Raw genomic sequence first — 16,380 nt, forward strand, 5'->3', positions numbered from 1 at the left:
AGAAGGCTCGCCACCGTGCTCGGCCGGCTCCGGCGGAACGCCGGTCAGAGCCATCCGCGGCGCGCGGCCTGCCAGGCCAGTTGCATACGGGTCGCCGCGCCGGCGAGCTCCATCATGCGCTGGATGTGACGCTGCACCGTGCGGCGGCTCAGGCCCAGTTGGGTGGCCACCGCCTTGTCGGTGACCCCCGCCACCAGGAGCGCCAGCAGCCGCCGGTCGATCGCGGACAGCGGGTCGGGTCCGCCGACCCCGTCCGTCCCGGCGACCGCGCCCGAGTCGTCGACGCCCAACGGGACGGCGTCCTCCCAGTAGCGCTCGAACAGGGCGATGAGCGCGGCGAGCAGATTGCTGTCCCGTACGAGCGCGGCGGTGGGCTCGTCCGGACTGCCCTGGGGGCCGCCGGGCACCAGCGGGCAGACCGCGATGGCACGGTCCGCGACCGCCAGCCGCAGCGGCAGATGCGGAACGGCGCGGGCCACCTCTCCGGCGCGCACCCCCGCAACAACGTTGTCAACGGCTCCCTCGTCGTCGAAGAAGGCCTTCTCGTACAGCACCCGGTAGCGCACGCCGCGCGTCAGCGCCTCGAACTCCGAGTCGTTGCTGCCCGACGGCATCGCCACGTACTGGGCCTTGCAGAACCAGAGCATCTCGTCCTGGGCGCTCGCCTGGATCTGGCGCAGGTGCTGGCGCAGCGCCTCGGCGCCCGTGATGACCTCGATCAGTTCGCTGGCGTCCCGCCGGCGCATCGTGTCGCGGTGCACCTGCAGCAGACGGGCGGCCTCGGCCCGGGCGAGGTCGAGCGCGTCGGCGTTCCGCTTCAGCCGAGGCATCAGCGCCACGTCCGGGGGAGTGGCCCGGAAGTGCCGGGGCAGCACGTCGGTGTGGCTCGCCATGCCCTTGACGGCCAGCGCGTCGAGTACCCGCTCGGCCTCCGCCGGGCTCAGCCCGGTGCGTTCGGCGACGTCACGGGCCGAGGCCCGACCCGCTGTCACCAGGTGCCGGTAGACGGACTCCTCGGCCTCCGACACCCCTGCCGCCTCCAGCGCCAAAGCGCCCCTCCCCGAGACCGACCGGCTTCAATGATCGAACACGGTACTGCACGGGTGTTTCGGGCACGGAGGGTGAGTGGGCGATCCTCGGCCCACTCACCCTCCGCCGTACGCGGAGCGCCTGTCCGTGATGCCTGTCCGCGGAGGGCTATCCGTGGTGCAGGTAGGCCCGCCGCACGGTCTGCCGTACGGAGTTGCCCGCGGCGTCCCGTGCCGTGACCCTCAGCGTCACGTACGCGTCGCCACGTATCCGCGACGGCTTCTTGACGGCTGCCTCGAACGCGTTGTGCCCGCGGTTGTCCACCTCGGCCCGGCTCCAGCTCCCGCCGTCGTCGTACGAGGCCTCGACCTGGACGCTCACCCCGCGCGGTGCGGCCAGGGCGTCCTGGGCCCGGACCGACAGTGTGACGGAGTGGGTGCGCCCGGGGCCGACGGCGTTGTACGCGTCGACCGGTACGTCGTAGTCGAGCTGGAGCAGCGGCAGGGCCGTCGCCGCGGGGGTGCTGCCCGAGCGGAACGACCAGGACGTCTCGGTGCCCGTCCCGTACGCCCACTCCTGCGACACGCGTGAGGTGCTGAGGTCGAGCCGGTAGTCGGCCGCACCGGACGGGACCTCGAAGTCCGTCCACGCGGTGCCGGCCTCCGCCGCCTTGCGGCCGTTGCGGTACAGCACGGCGGCGGCCGAGTCGCCCTCCGCCGCCTCCGCCGACTTCGCCGACTTCGCCCCGCCCGAGCCGCCGACACCGATGCCGCCGCCGCCCGCGAGCAGTCGTGAGCGGTGGCCTGCCCCCGAGTCGGTGAACTCCGGTATCCGCAGGTTCAGTACGTCACCCGTGCGCACGGACGGTGTGGTGGTGCCGCGCGGGATCGACGGCCGGACGACGGCCCCCTGCCAGGTGTCGCTCGTCCGCTCGCCGGCCTTGTACGTGCGCGGTGCGTCCGCCATGCCGACGAGCAGCGGCTGATCCACGTCGAACGTGGTCCGGTGGTGCACGAGATGCTGCCACGTGGTGTCGCCGGAGCTCACGTACTCGGTCCGCTCGAAGCCCGTCGGCACATAGCGGGTGTACTGCAGCCACGCGGTGTCCTGGTACGGCCGCCGGCCGAAGCGCTGCTCGGCGGCCCACGGGGCGCCGCCGTTGTCGGCGTACCTGGCCCGTACGACCGCGCTGTTGCGCTCGGACACCGTGTGCACGACCTTGTCCGGGATGCGCTGGGACGACACCTGCATGACGTCGTACAGGTACGGGCTGCGGGCCGTGCCGGTGAACTTCACCGCGGTGTGCCCCTTGCCGATCCGCTTCAGCAGCGCGGCTCCCGCGCTCGCGCCGATCCTGACGGTCGGTACGCCCCAGCGGTCGCCCTCGGCGTGCCAGCGGGTCCACGCGATGTCGTTGAAGTGGATCATCACGATGCCGCGCACACCGGCCGCCGCCGCCTGTGCGGCGACCTCCCGCCCGCTGCCGGCCTGTTCGAAGGTGAGGACCGCGAGCTTCCCGCGGGCCCTGCTGAAGTCGGGCTCGGCGCCGTCCCCCGCGGAGACCGCGGTCAGGCGGGTCCCCTTCTCGTCGAACAGGGGCGAGGCGGGCATGTAGTAGGGGTCCAGCGGGTCCTTGTCGCCCGACACCGTCATGTCGAGGAGCGGTGCGACGTACTGCCAGCGCGAGGCGAACTCGAAGGTGCCGTCGGTGACGGCGGAGGTGGGACTCACGTACAGACGCTTGCCGACGTCGAAGTACATCGTCCCCTGGGTCAGGCTGTGCCCGTCGATCTTCCGGTACGTCTGGTAGCTGAGGATGCCGCGCTGCTCGGCGGGCCGGGGCGTACGGATGTCGACCAGGGTGGTCCTGCGCGCGTCGAGGGTGACGGACATGTCCTTGGTGACCTTCACCTCCGGCAGGACCACATGCCGCAGTTCCTGTCCGTCGGCGGCCGTGTCCAGGAACGATTCGTTCACCTGGTAGGTGCCCTCCTCGACTTCGGCGACGGCCGGGTCGGTACCGGTGTAGCCCACGAAGCCGTCGGCACCCCAGATGACCGGCAGCGCCCGGACCTGTTTGCCCGCGAGGTCAAGGGTCTTGACGGTGAGCCGGTGTACGGGCCCCTCCACGGCCAGGCTGACCGTGGTGTGCACGGTGACCTTGCCGTCCGCGGAGGCCGCGGTCACGTACCCGTAGTAGTCGCCCTGCTGGGCCCGGGCCGGATCGACCGTCAGCGCGACCTCGGCGGTGGCGCCGGCCGGCACGCGTACCGAGCCGGAGCCGAGCCGTACCGCGCCTTCGGCCGGCGTGCGGCCTCCCGTCGTGGCCAGCCGGGCGGTGAGCGCCAGCGTGACGTCGGCGTCCGAGGTGTTCGTGTACCGCAGCGGCGTCGTACGCGGGTCGCCGCCGCCGGTCTCGAACGGACCCAGGGCGACGGTGCCCGTGGCGGTGACCGGGCCCAGGGCGGCCGCGGCCACGTCGACGAGGCCGCCGCCCTGCTCGGTGACCTCCTGGCCGGCTGCCGTACGGGCCGTGCTGACCAGCGCGTCCTTCAGCCGGTCCGCGTGCCAGTCGGGATGCCGCTGGGCGAGCAGCGCGGCGGCGCCCGCCACGTGCGGTGCCGCCATCGACGTACCCGAGGCCGCCACATGGTGTGCGTCGACCGGGTCGCCCATCGTCGTCCCGGCCGCGCGGGCCGCGACGATGCCGACGCCCGGCGCCGTCAGATCGGGCTTGACCGCGTCGTCGCCGGTGCGTGGACCGCGGCTGGAGAACGGGGCGAGGGTGCCGTCCCGGTCGACCGCGCCGACCGTGAGGGCGGCGTCCGCGGCGCCGGGGGAGCCGATGGTGCCGGTGCCCTGTTCGCCGTTGTTGCCCGCCGCGACGACGAACAACGTGCCGGTGCGCTCGGTGAGTTCGTTCAGCGCGAGGCTCATCGGGTCCGTGCCGTCGCTCGGGCTGTCCGAGCCCAGGCTCATGTTGACGACCTTGGCGCCCGAGTCCGCCGCCCACTCCATGCCGGCGATCACCTGGGACTCGCTGCCGAAGCCGTCGTCGCCGAGAACCTTGCCGACGAGCAGGTCGGCGGCGGGCGCCACGCCCTTGCCTCCCTTGCCGCCGCCGTCGGAGGCGGCTCCGCTGCCGCCGACGATGGACGCGACGTGGGTGCCGTGCCCGAAGACGTCCTCGGTCCCGGAGCTGCCGGAGAAGTCCTTGACCTCGGAGATCCGTCCGGCCAGATCCGGATGGGACCGGTCGGCGCCGGTGTCCAGGACGGCGACCTTCACGGACTCGCCCTGCTGGCCTGCCTGCCACACGGCGGGCGCGCCGATCTGCGGGACACTGCGGTCCAGCGAGGCGTTCACCCGGCCGTCGAGCCACACCCGGGGCGTGCCGGCGGCCCGCGCGGAGGTCACCGCGCCGTCGGCCGGCGCCAGTTCCTTCCAGAACCGGCCCAGGTCCTCCTCGGCGACCCGCACCGACCGCGCGCCGATGCTGTCGAGTCGACGGACCGGCGAACCGTCCTCGGCGAGGCCGGTCAGCCGCTGCACGGCGGACTTCGCCGCGCCGTCGGCGCCCGCGACGATCAGCGGGAGCGCGTCGCTGTGCGCCTCGTCGTACCGCTGGTCGAGGAGCGCGCTCACGTCGAACAGCCCGCGGTCCAGGCGTCCCGCCGAGACCAGTTCCCCGGCGTCGGAGGGCAGGACCGTCAGACGCCCGTCCTGCTCGTAGGTCCTGAAGAGGATGTGCCGCCGCCCGGGGCCGGGCGTGACCGCGGCGGTCGGCCGCCCTTCGTCATCGGTGCCCACGGTCACCCGGTCGCCCGTGATCAGGCGCAGGGTGCCGAGATTCTTCGGTGCGGGGGCGTCCGCCGCCGCTGTCGCGGTGGGCCCCGTACCGGTGCGGGCGGCCACCGGCGCCGCGGCGCCGGCTGTCAGGGCGAGTCCTGTCGATATCGCCGCCACCAGGCGGATCCGTCTCATCAGTGCCGTGCCTTCCGTCGTACGCACGAAGAAGTTCATGCGCTGGACAGAATCCGGTGGCACTCGATGTCATGTCACTCGATTCCGGTGGCACAGGTGGGACATGTCGCAACCGCGACACGAGGGCGACCCTCCGCTTCTCACCAGTGCCCCGGTTCGCTTCCCACGATCGGGGCCGACGGTTCGCCGTCCACGCCGACCGGGACGTCGCCCGCGAGCATCACCCGGTGCATGATCCGCGGGTGGTCGAGCTGGGCCGTGTCGCCGGGAGCCAGGTGGATGGTGGCCCTGTTGTCCCAGAAGGCCACACTCCCCGGCTCCCAGCGGAACCGCACCGTGTACTCGGGCCGGGTCGCCTGGCCCAGCAGCATCTCAAGGAGCGGCGCGCTCTCCGTGCGGGAGAGCCCCACGATCTGCTCGACGTAGTAGCCGTTGACGAACAGCAGCCGCTCACCCGTCTCGGGGTGCACCCGCACCAGCGGATGCTCGGAGGCGATCTGCCGGTCCAGCAGACGGCGTACGTACGCGTCCTCGCCGGGCCGTGCCTGGTAGCCGACCCCCAGCCGGTGCTCGGCGCGCAGCCCGTCGACGAAGTCCCGCAGGGGTGCCGAGAGTCCCGCGTAGGCCGCCGCCAGGTTCGACCAGGTGGTGTCGCCGCCGTACGGGGGCACGGTCTCGGCACGCAGGACCGTCGCGGCCGGTGGGTCGACGCGGGCGCCGTGGTCGCAGTGCCAGCCGCGCAGCAGCGAGTGGCGGCGTCTGCGCAGCCACTCGTCGTGGTCCATGCCGTACCGCCCGCCGAGTTCCAGCCGGTCGGCCGTCGTCTCGATCTCCGGGACGTCGGCGGGTGACGCGGTGCCGCGTCCGCGCAGGCGGACCGGTTCGCCGAACCGCCGTGCGAACGCGACGTGCGAGGCGTGGTCCAGGCGCTGCTCGCGGAAGAACACCACCTTCCAGCGCAGCACCGCCGCCCGGATCTCGGCGACCACCGGGTCGGGCAGGTCCCCGGCCAGGTCGACGCCCGTGATCTCGGCGCCGATGTGACCGGCGGCCGGCCTGACCTCGATCGATGTGCCTCTGCCCGTCGTCATGCCTGCTCCGTCGGTCGTGCGCGGCGACTCGTCGGAGCAAGCATGACCCCCGCGTCCGGAGTGCGACAGTGGGCCTCGGGGCGGGGGCTTTCGGCCTGCCGGTTATCCGAGCCGGCCGACCCGGTAGTCCCCGGCGGGCTGCCGGACGATGACGTTCGCCCGGTTGAAGGCGTTGATGAGGGAGATCAGGAACACCAGGGCGGCCAACTGGTCCTCGTCGTAGTGCTTGGCGGCGTCCGCCCATGCCTCGTCGGTGACCCCGCCGGCCGCGTCGGCGATGCGGGTGCCCTGCTCCGCCAGTTCCAGCGCGGCACGCTCGGCCTCGGTGAAGACCTTGGCCTCCCGCCAGGCCGCGACGAGGTTGAGCCGGGTCTGGGTCTCCCCGGCGGCGGTGGCCTCCTTGGTGTGCATGTCGGTGCAGGCTCCGCAGCCGTTGATCTGGCTCGCGCGGATCTTCACCAGCTCCTGGGTCGCGGCCGGCAGCGCCGAGTCCGCGACGACCTTGTTCGCCGAGACGAGATGCTTGACGAACGTCGCCGTGGCCGGGTTGCCCATGAGGTTCAGACGCGCTTCCATGGTGTGCTCCTCTGCCGTTGTAAGGGCTTACACATCCAGGACGGAAACGGCTCGCGCGGTGTGACATGACCGCGTGTGACGTGCGTCTCCCTCATCCCGCGGGGGAGGGCTGCCGATCGGAGGACAGCAGGCCGAACAGCAGGTCGTCCGTCCACTCGCCCTTGATCCAGGTGGCCTGCCGGAGAAGACCCTCCTGGACGAATCCGAGCCGCAGCAGCAGCCGCGCCGAGCGGGTGTTGCGCGCGTCGCACTCGGCGGAGACCCGGTGCACCCCGCGGCGCCCGAACAGGTCGTCGAGCACCACTCCCACCGCTTCCGCGGCATAGCCGTGCCCCTGCCGGTCGCCGGCCAGCGTGAAGCCGATTTCGGCCTGCGTCAGGTTCTCGTGCAGACAGACCCCGACGTCCCCCACCAGACAACGGCCGGCCTTCAGCTCGATGGCGTACTGGAACCATCCCGGGTCCTCCGCGGACCCTTCGGCGAAAGCCCGCACCGTCCGCGCGGCCGTGTCGGCGGACACGGGCGCGGTCCAGCTCTGGTAGCGGGCCACCGAGGGATCGGAGCGGTACGAGGCCAGCGGCGCCGCGTCCTCGGTACGGAAGCGGCGCAGGACGAGTCTCGGCGTTTCCAGCAGCATGGTCCGATCGTCCCACGGCCGCGGTGGGGTGGCTCAGGACGCGTACGAGGCGGCGTGCCGGCTCAGCGGGTGACGTTCGCGGTGAGCAGGCGGAGCAACTGCTTGGCGGTGGCGTCCTGTTCGGGGGTCAGGCCCATCGCCTCGCCCATGGCGAGGGGGACCGTCTCCGCCCGGTCCCGGAGCCGCACTCCGGCGTCGGTGAGCCGCAGGGCGACGGAACGCTCGTCCTCCGCCCTGCGCTCACGCCGCAGCAGGCCGTTCGCCTCAAGGCGCTTGAGGAGCGGCGAGAGGGTGCTGGACTCCAGCTGGAGGGCGGTGCCCAGGTCCCGTACGGAGATCGAGTCCTGCTCCCACAGCGCGAGCATGACCAGGTACTGGGGGTAGGTCAGGTCCAGCGCGTCCAGCAGGGGGCGGTAGCGGGCGGTGACGGCCCGGGAGGCCGCGTAGAGGGCGAAGCAGAGCTGGTCCTCCAGCAGGAGTGAGCCGTGCTGCGTCGGCGGGGGTGAACCCTCTCGCGCCGGCAGGGCTGCATCCTCCTGTGCCGGTCCGGCTCCGGGAGTGCTCACGGCGTACCTCCTTGTGTCCGCGCTCCGAGTCCGGGCGGCCACGTCTTCTGGTCCGTGACGTGGTCGCTCCATGCTCAGTGATCTTCATCTTAGCGTCGCGTCCCCTCGATCATATCGTGCCCTAATAAGTTGCGCACGACTTAATCGCGAGCTACTGTCATGGCTGTGCCGCCGCTCCCGGCGAGGCCCGCGAGGAGCCTGCCACGGCACCAGATCCGAGGAGATCGCCATGACCGACACGACCGGCACCCGTCCCGTCCTGGAGCCCGCCGCCGCGGCCTTCGCCGAGGCGACCGCCAACCCGCCCTACCTCTTCGACCTCGCCCCCGCCGAAGGCCGCAAGGCCGTCGACGAGGTGCAGTCGGGCGAGGTCACCAAGCCGGACGTCGACGAGGAGTGGATCACCGTCCCCGGCGGGCCCACCGGAGAGGTCCGCACGCGGATCGTCCGCCCCGCCGGAGCGACCGGCACCCTTCCGGTGCTCCTCTACATCCACGGCGCGGGCTGGGTCTTCGGCAACGCCCACACCCACGACCGCCTGGTGCGCGAACTGGCCGTCGGCACGGGCGCCGCGGTCGTCTTCCCCGAGTACGACCTCTCGCCCGAGGCGCGCTACCCCGTGGCCATCGAGCAGAACTACACCGTCGCCCAGTGGGTCGTGACCGCGGGCGCCGACCACGGCCTCGACGCCTCCCGCGTCGCGGTGGCGGGCGACTCCGTCGGCGGCAACATGGCCGCGGCCCTGACCCTCATGGCCAAGGAGCGCGGCGACGTCACACTCGTCCAGCAGGTCCTCTTCTACCCGGTCACCGACGCCTCCTTCGACACCGGCTCCTACCACCAGTTCGCCGAGGGGTACTTCCTGCGCCGCGACGGCATGCAGTGGTTCTGGGACCAGTACACGACCGACGAGAAGCAGCGCGCCGAGATCACCGCGTCCCCGCTGCGCGCCACCACCGAGCAGCTCACCGGTCTGCCGGCGGCCCTCGTCATCACCGGCGAGGCCGACGTCCTGCGCGACGAGGGCGAGGCCTACGCCAACAAGCTGCGCGAGGCCGGCGTCCCGGTCACCGCGGTCCGCTACCAGGGCATCATCCACGACTTCGTGATGCTCAACGCCCTGTCCGACACCCACGCGGCCCGTGCCGCCATCAGCCAGGCGATCACCGTGCTGAGGAGCGCCCTCGCCACCGGCTGACCCCGGCCGACCGTCCGGTCGCCCGGCTTCCGGGCGCGCCCGGGCCGCCTCCAGAGGGACAGTGGGGGCGGCCCGGGGCTCCTACGACACGCGGATCCCGACGATGCAGGTGTCGTCGTCGGTGTCCGACCTGCTGTAGGTGAGGAGCCGGTCCAGCTGCTGGTCGAGCGTGCACGGTGACGTACGGACCGTGGTGAGCAGCTGGGTCATGGACTCCTGCATCGTGCGGTCCCGCCGCTCGATCAGACCGTCCGTGTACATCAACAGCGTGTCGTCGACCGCCAGTTGCACCTCGTCCTCGGCGTACGTCACCTCGGGCACCGCGCCCAGCAACAGACCCTTGAGCAGGGGCAGGGACACCGCCTCCGCGGCCCGCACCAGCACGGGTGGCAGATGACCTGCCCTGGCCCAGCGCAGCGTACGGCTGTCCGGGTCGTAGATGCCGCAGACCGCGGTGGCGGTGATGGACCCCGTCAGATGGTGCGCCACGCTGTTGAGCCAGGTCAGCAGCTGGCCGGGGCCCGCACCCGTCACGGCAAGTCCCCGCAGCGCGTTCCGCAGCACGACCATGCTCGTCGCGGCCTCCATACCGTGACCGGCCACGTCGCCCACGCACAGGAGCACGAGTCCGGACGGCAGGACCACCGCGTCGTACCAGTCGCCGCCCACCAGCTGTTCGGTCTCGGCGGGCCGGTAGCGGACGGCCACGTCGAGCCGGGGAGCCCGCAGCGGCGCCTGGGTCGGGGGCATGATGGCGTGCTGCAACTGCAGCGTCAGCCGGTTGCGTTCGGTCGCCTGCTGCTCGGAGTGCGCGAGCTGGTCCCGCGTGGCGGCCAGCGCGACCTCCGTCCAGTGGTGGGCCGAGATGTCCTGGTAGGCCCCGCGCACGACGAACGGCCGGCCGTCGGCGTCGAGCACCGGCTCCGCCACCACCCGGATGTGGCGGGTCACGTCGTCGGGGCCCCGGAGCCGGAACGCCGCGGACGCCGGACGCCGGTGATGGAGCAGCGTGCGCAGGAACCGGCCGATGACGACGGCGTCGTCCGGGTGCGCGTGCAGGGCCAGTTCCTCCAGCGGCACCGGCGCGCTCGCCGGTGACCTGCCGTACAGGCTGAAGAGCTGGCTGTTCCAGGTGATGTCACCCGTGAGCAGGTTCTCCTCGAAGCCGCCGATGCGGCCCAGCCGCTGTGCGTGCTGCAGCAGGCTCGCGAGCCGTGCCGTCTCGTCCTCTATGCGCCAGATGAGCAGCACACTGTTGCCGTGGCGGCTGATGCTGATGTCGGCCACCGACGCCAGTGTCACCTGGTCCACGAGAGAGGTGAGGCTCATGCGTTGCGCGCGGAACGGCTCCCCGGTGGCGTAGACGCGCTCGACCCGCTGGAAGAGTTCGCTCTCCCCGGCGGCCATCGGGTAGGCCTCAAGGAGCAGAGCGCCGTTGATCAGGCCGTGCGGGCGGCCGGCCGGGTCGAGGAAGCGGCTGTTGACGTGGTGGACGCGGAAGTCGACGAGGTGCCCGCCGTCGACGTACGGGACGAGGACCAGCGCGGGGTCGTGCAGCCCGTCGGCCAGATCGACCAGTTCGGCGGCGTCCGGGAGGACCCGGGGCTCGCTGCCGGTGTCACCGCCGTGCACGAACGCGTACGTCTCCAGTGTGTGGGCGCACAGCTCCGCCAGTGCCTCGACCTGGCGGACCACCTGGGGCGGCTGCGGTTCCAGGGGAGAGGGCCAGACGACTTCGAGGACCCCGTGGACGCGCCCCCCGGTGCCGGCGGGCAGGGCGGCCCTTCCCCCGTCGGGGTGGTCGTGCTGACCGATGGAGGGGAGGCCGGTCGCGGAGAGGGAGCGGATCCACTGCCCCGCGCGCTCGGTGAGACTCGTGCGGGCCACCGTCACCACCCCGGGGGGTACGTAGTGCCAGCGCCCGGCCTCCGCCGGTGAGAAGCCGGCACTGCCCGACAGCGTGAGGGAGCCGTCGGACCGCGCGGTCCAGATGGCCACGGCCACCGCGCCGAGCGGGGTCAGCGCGTGATGGAACAGGGAGTCGGCGACGGCCTGTGTGTCGGGGGCCGCCAGCGCGCCGCTCTCGGCCTCCCGCAGCCGCACGGCGGCGGAGCGCTGCGTCTGCTCGGGATCGGCGGCCGTCTTCTCGCGATCGCCTGCCGTGCCCACGGCACCCTTCGCACCGGCCAGGAAGGCACCGGCCACGTCCGAAAGGCGGTCGCGGGCGGACTGGTTGATGACGTCGACGGCGAGTTCGAGCGGTGTGACCCCGGCCTGGTCGGCGAGCTCGGCGAGCTGGCGGGCGGCCTGGGCCGGTCCGCAGCCCAGCCGCTCGACCAGGATGCCCTTGGCGAGTTCGATCAGGGCACGCCCGTCGGCCTGTGCCTGGGCCGCCCGCACCTCGCGGCGCAGGCGTTCGACCGTGGCGGCCAGCTTCCCCACCGGGTAGTCGGTGGTGAGGGAGGCGAGGGCGGACTGCTCGTCCGCGGGCGTCCCGGCCGTGTCGTCGGTGCCGGCGGCGTCGGCCGTGTCGTCAGTGTCAGCCGCGTCGTCCTCGGTCGGATCAGGGCGCTGTTCAGGAAGGCTCACGATGCCATTTGCTCCTCGGCGGGGGTGCCCATGGGGGCAGGGCGCGGGGCCGGCGCCCGGCCGGCGCGCACGCACGGCCGGGCGCCGTCACTCACGCGGGCAGCCAACGACGGACACAGGCGATGAGGTCCTCCGTGTCGACCGGCTTGGTGACGTAGTCACTGGCCCCCGAGGCGAGGCTCTTCTCCCGGTCGCCGGGCATCGCCTTCGCCGTGACGGCGATGATGGGAAGCCCCGCGTACCGAGGCATCTTGCGGATCTCGGCCGTGGCGGCGTAGCCGTCCATCTCCGGCATCATCACGTCCATCAGGACGAGCGCGACGTCGGGATGGGCGACCAGCTTCTCGATGCCCTTGCGGCCGTTGTCCGCGTGCAGCACCCGGAACCCCTGCAGCTCCAGGATCCCGCTCAGCGCGAAGAGGTTGCGCGCGTCGTCGTCGACCACCAGCACCGTACGGCCGGCGAAGGCGTCCTCGACGGTGTGCGGCGTGTCGGACCGCGGCTCCTCCACGCGGGCCAGGGAGGGCACGTCCCCCAGCTCCTCGGCGGAGAGGTGCAGCGCGATGCGCTCACGCAGTTCGTCCAGGCTGGACAGGAACTCCAGGGCACGCGTGCCGGAGCGGTTCTGGAGCGCCTGTTCCTGTGCCAGGTCCGCGCGGTGACCGCTGTGGACGAGCACCGGCACGTTCGCGAGCGCCGAGTCGCCCTGCATGGCCTCCAGGAAACGGGGCGCCTCGCCACCGGGCATGCCGAGTTCGAGCACGACGCAGTGGCAGGGGCCCGCGGCCAGCGCGCTCGCCGCCTCGTGCGCGCCGGAAGCGGTGACGACGTCGACCGTGCCGCGCGGGTCGCCCGCGTCCTGGCCACGCGTCACGTCCGACACCGCGCTCTCCGCGACAAGGGTCAGCAGTCCGCGTTGGCGCTCCTCGACGACCAGCAGCCGACGCCTTCGGCGCCTGGCCGGGGCGGCCGGGCCCGAGCCCTGAGCGTCCGCCGCCGATTGCCCGGCAGGGGCCGCGCCCGTCGCCCGCTCCAGGACGCGGTCGGCGATCACCAGGTTCTCGTAGTCGGGGCGTGCCACGGGCAGGAACAGCGTGAACGTACTGCCCTGTCCCGGCGTGCTGTCGACGGTGACGGCACCGCCGAGCAGGTGTGCGATCTCCCGGGTGATGGACAGACCGAGACCGGTGCCGCCGTACTTGCGGCTCGTCGTCCCGTCCGCCTGCTGGAAGGCTCCGAAGATCGTCTCCAGATGCTGTTCCGGAATGCCGATCCCCGTGTCCTGCACGCGGAAGGCGACGATGGTGCCGCCGCGGAACACACCGGTGGGCACCTCGTGGTCGGCCGCGGGTTCGATACGCAGCTCGACGCCGCCGTGCTCGGTGAACTTGACCGCGTTCGACAGCAGGTTGCGCAGCACCTGACGCAGCCGGGAGTCGTCGGTGAGCAGGTCGGCGGGTGCGCCGGGTGCCGTACGCACGGTGAAGTCCAGGTTCTTCTGCGTCGTCATCGGCCGGAAGGTGGCCTCGACGTACTCCAGGAGCTGGCGCAGCGGGACGACCTCGGGGCTGACGTCCATCTTCCCCGCCTCGACCTTCGAAAGATCGAGGATGTCATTGATCAACTGCAGCAGGTCGGAGCCCGCCGAGTGGATGATGCCCGCGTACTCGACCTGCTTCGGGGTGAGGTTGCGGGCCGGGTTCTGCGCCAGGAGCTGGGCGAGGATCAGCAGGCTGTTCAGGGGTGTGCGCAGCTCGTGGCTCATGTTCGCCAGGAACTCCGACTTGTACTTGGAGGCCAGCGACAACTGCTGGGCCCGCGTCTCCAGCTCCTGCCGCGCCTGCTCGATCTGCAGGTTCTTCGCCTCGATGTCGCTGTTCTGGGCGGCCAGCAGGGTGGCCTTGTCCTCCAGCTCCTCGTTCGAGCGCCGCAGTTCGTCCTGCTGGACCTGCAACTCCTCGGAACGGGCCTGCAGTTCGGCGGTCAGCCGCTGGGACTCGTCGAGCAGTTCGTCGGTCCGGGCGTTGGCCACGATGGTGTTGACGTTGACGCCGATGGTCTCCATCAGCTGTTCCAGGAAGTCCAGATGGACCTGGGTGAAGCGGGTGACCGAGGCCAGCTCGATGACTCCGAGCACCTGGTCCTCCACCACGATGGGCAGCACCACCAGGGCGGTCGGCACCGTCCGGCCGAGCCCCGAGGAGATGGCCACGTACCCGGGCGGCAGTTCGTCGACGGTGATGGCGCGCCGGCTGCGCGCGGCCTGCCCGACCAGCGAGCGGCCGAACGGGATGCGCTGGGGCCGGTCGTCCTCGGCGGGATAGCCGTACGAGCCGACGAGCCGCAGTTCGCTGCCGTTGCCGGTCTCCTCCGCGAGGTAGAACGCCCCGTACTGGGCCGAGGCGAGGGGCGTGAGCTCGTCCATGATGAGCTCGGCCACCACGGACAGGTCCCGGTGGCCCTGCATCAGGCCCGACGCCCGCGCGAGGTTGGACTTGAGCCAGTCCTGCTCCTGGTTGGCCCGGGTGGTCTCGCGCAGGGACTCCACCATGGAGTTGATGTTGTCCTTGAGTTCGGAGACCTCGCCCGACGCCTCGACGGTGATCGAGCGGGTCAGGTCGCCCTCGGCGACGGCGCTGGCGACCTCGGCGATCGCACGCACCTGCCGTGTCAGGTTGCCCGCGAGCTCGTTGACGTTCTCCGTCAGGCGCTTCCAGGTTCCGGACACGCCCTCCACCTCGGCCTGTCCGCCGAGCCGGCCCTCGCTGCCGACCTCGCGGGCGACGCGGGTGACCTCGGCGGCGAAGGCGGAGAGCTGGTCGACCATGGTGTTGATGGTGGTCTTGAGTTCGAGGATCTCGCCGCGGGCGTCGACGTCGATCTTCTTGGACAGGTCGCCCCTGGCCACCGCCGTCGTCACCAGGGCGATGTTGCGCACCTGACCGGTGAGGTTGCCCGCCATCGAGTTGACGTTGTCGGTCAGGTCCTTCCAGGTGCCCGCCACGTTCGGCACCTGGGCCTGGCCGCCGAGGCGTCCCTCGGTGCCGACCTCGCGGGCGACGCGGGTGACCTCGTCGGCGAACGCGGACAGGGTGTCGACCATGGTGTTGATGACGTCCGCCAGGGCGGCGACCTCGCCCTTGGCCTCCACGGTGATCCGCTGGGAGAGGTCCCCGCGGGCGACGGCCGCGGCGACCTGGGCGATCGAGCGGACCTGGCCCGTCAGGTTCGACGCCATCACGTTGACGTTGTCGGTGAGGTCCTTCCAGGTGCCCGAGACCCCGCGGACGGTGGCCTGCCCGCCCAGGTTGCCGGCGGTGCCGACCTCCCGGGCGACGCGTGTCACCTCGTCGGCGAAGGCGGACAACTGGTCCACCATCGTGTTGAGGGTCTCCTTCAGCGCGAGCATCTCGCCGCGGGCGTCCACGGTGATCTTCTGGGACAGGTCGCCCCTGGCGACCGCGGTCGCCACCTGGGCGACGTTGCGGACCTGTGCGGTGAGGTTGCCGGCCATGAAGTTCACGGAGTCGGTCAGGTCACGCCAGGTGCCCTTGACTCCCTTGACGTCCGCCTGTCCGCCGAGGCGCCCCTCGGTGCCGACCTCGCGGGCGACGCGGGTCACTTCGTCGGCGAAGGCGGACAGCTGGTCGACCATCGTGTTGATGGTGTTCTTCAGTTCGAGGATCTCGCCGCGGGCGTCCACGGTGATCTTCTGGGACAGGTCGCCCCTGGCGACCGCGGTCGTCACCTGGGCGACGTTGCGGACCTGCGCGGTGAGGTTGCCCGCCATCAGGTTGACCGAGTCGGTGAGATCGCGCCACACACCACCGACGGCGGGCACCTGGGCCTGTCCGCCGAGCCGGCCCTCGCTGCCGACCTCGCGGGCGACGCGGGTGACCTCGTCGGCGAAGGCGGACAGCTGGTCGACCATCGTGTTGACGGTCTCCTTCAGCTGGAGGATCTCGCCGCGCGCCGGAACGTCGATCTTCTGGGAGAGGTCGCCCTTGGCCACCGCCGTCGCCACCTGTGCGATGTCGCGGACCTGGGTCGTCAGGTTGCCCGACATGGCGTTGACCGAGTCGGTGAGATCGGCCCAGGTCCCGGAGACCCCCGGTACCTCCGCCTGTCCGCCCAGGGTGCCCTCGGTGCCCACCTCGCGGGCGACACGGGTCACTTCGGAGGTGAACACCGACAACTGGTCGACCATGCCGTTGAAGACGGTGGCGATGTCGCCCAGGAGCCCGTCCCCGTCGTCCGGCAGACGTGTGCCGAAGTCGCCGTCCCGTACCGCGGTCAGGCCGGCCAGCAGCTGCCGCAGCTCCTGCTCGCCCGGCGTACGCCCGACGGCATCAGTCCTCTGGCTGGTCATGCGCACCCTCGTTCCATGCCTCATGGGTCCCTCGGGAAAAGGGACTCGGAACTTCAGGCCCACTGCCGGACCAAACCCTCGTGGGATGTCCCGTCGTACGGGTCCGCCCACGAGGAAAATACGCCGCAGGTTATCCCGTAAGCGAGTTGTGAACAAAGTGTGGTGCCGAAATCGCCGGGCCGAGGACAGAAGGTGAGCAAGTCGAGGCCGGAGTGGGGGCAGCCGCGGCCCGTATGTGGGCGAGTCGCTGCCAGTACGTGCGCAAGTCGAGACCCATGGAACGCGGAACGACGTCACCCGGCCGCCGGGGAGCACGCATCTCCACCACCGACCGAGCCCGT

9 protein-coding genes are annotated in these 16,380 nt (G+C 71.7%); 1 reads left to right on the forward strand and 8 read right to left on the reverse strand.

What is annotated here, in order from left to right; genetic code table 11:
* Positions 1–44: 44 nt before the first annotated feature.
* The 6 genes from AOK01_RS23730 to AOK01_RS23755 all read right to left on the reverse strand — a co-directional run bounded on the left by AOK01_RS23730 (position 45) and on the right by AOK01_RS23755 (position 7,841).
* Positions 45–1,049 carry a helix-turn-helix transcriptional regulator gene (locus AOK01_RS23730; protein ID WP_055514971.1) on the reverse strand — a complete coding sequence of 335 codons (1,005 nt, stop codon included), beginning with the start codon at positions 1,047–1,049 and terminating at the stop codon, positions 45–47.
* 148 nt (positions 1,050–1,197) lie between these two features.
* On the reverse strand, positions 1,198–5,013 hold the full coding sequence (locus tag AOK01_RS23735; protein WP_055515060.1) for a S8 family serine peptidase: 3,816 nt from the start codon (positions 5,011–5,013) through the stop codon (positions 1,198–1,200).
* A gap of 140 nt (positions 5,014–5,153) precedes the next feature.
* On the reverse strand, positions 5,154–6,104 hold the full coding sequence (locus AOK01_RS23740) for a TauD/TfdA dioxygenase family protein (RefSeq protein WP_055514973.1): 951 nt from the start codon (positions 6,102–6,104) through the stop codon (positions 5,154–5,156).
* Positions 6,105–6,206: 102 nt separating this feature from the next.
* Positions 6,207–6,680 carry a carboxymuconolactone decarboxylase family protein gene (locus AOK01_RS23745; RefSeq protein WP_055514974.1) on the reverse strand — a complete coding sequence of 158 codons (474 nt, stop codon included), beginning with the start codon at positions 6,678–6,680 and terminating at the stop codon, positions 6,207–6,209.
* 91 nt (positions 6,681–6,771) lie between these two features.
* A complete protein-coding gene (locus tag AOK01_RS23750) occupies positions 6,772–7,317 on the reverse strand; it encodes a GNAT family N-acetyltransferase (RefSeq protein WP_055514977.1) in 546 nt (181 codons plus the stop codon).
* Between the two features lie 62 nt (positions 7,318–7,379).
* Entirely contained in the window at positions 7,380–7,841 is a 462-nt protein-coding gene (locus AOK01_RS23755) for a transcriptional regulator, SarA/Rot family (RefSeq protein ID WP_055515062.1), read from the reverse strand.
* Between the two features lie 271 nt (positions 7,842–8,112).
* On the opposite strand from AOK01_RS23755, the gene AOK01_RS23760 reads away from it, so the two are divergent.
* Positions 8,113–9,081, forward strand: coding sequence for an alpha/beta hydrolase (locus AOK01_RS23760; RefSeq protein WP_055514979.1), 969 nt, complete (start codon positions 8,113–8,115; stop codon positions 9,079–9,081).
* An 81-nt stretch (positions 9,082–9,162) separates the two neighbouring features.
* Here AOK01_RS23760 and AOK01_RS23765 read toward each other — a convergent pair whose 3' ends face one another.
* The gene (locus AOK01_RS23765; RefSeq protein WP_055514981.1) at positions 9,163–11,670 is read right to left on the reverse strand and encodes a SpoIIE family protein phosphatase; all 2,508 of its coding nucleotides are present in this window, start codon (positions 11,668–11,670) and stop codon (positions 9,163–9,165) included.
* Between the two features lie 91 nt (positions 11,671–11,761).
* Positions 11,762–16,039 (reverse strand): HAMP domain-containing protein, encoded by a 4,278-nt coding sequence (locus tag AOK01_RS23770; protein ID WP_055514983.1) that lies wholly within the window; start codon positions 16,037–16,039, stop codon positions 11,762–11,764.
* Between the last annotated feature and the right edge of the window lie 341 nt (positions 16,040–16,380).

Origin of the sequence: Streptomyces aurantiacus (assembly GCF_001418335.1) — a bacterium.
GTDB lineage: Bacteria > Actinomycetota > Actinomycetes > Streptomycetales > Streptomycetaceae > Streptomyces > Streptomyces aurantiacus.

Bases quoted from the DNA above. Each gene is read 5' to 3' on its own strand.
- AOK01_RS23770 (WP_055514983.1), bottom strand. From the start codon at position 16,039: ATGACCAGCCAGAGGACTGATGCCGTCGGGCGTACGCCGGGCGAGCAG.
- AOK01_RS23740 (WP_055514973.1), bottom strand. From the start codon at position 6,104: ATGACGACGGGCAGAGGCACATCGATCGAGGTCAGGCCGGCCGCCGGT.
- AOK01_RS23750 (WP_055514977.1), bottom strand. From the start codon at position 7,317: ATGCTGCTGGAAACGCCGAGACTCGTCCTGCGCCGCTTCCGTACCGAG.
- AOK01_RS23735 (WP_055515060.1), bottom strand. From the start codon at position 5,013: ATGAGACGGATCCGCCTGGTGGCGGCGATATCGACAGGACTCGCCCTG.
- AOK01_RS23760 (WP_055514979.1), top strand. From the start codon at position 8,113: ATGACCGACACGACCGGCACCCGTCCCGTCCTGGAGCCCGCCGCCGCG.
- AOK01_RS23745 (WP_055514974.1), bottom strand. From the start codon at position 6,680: ATGGAAGCGCGTCTGAACCTCATGGGCAACCCGGCCACGGCGACGTTC.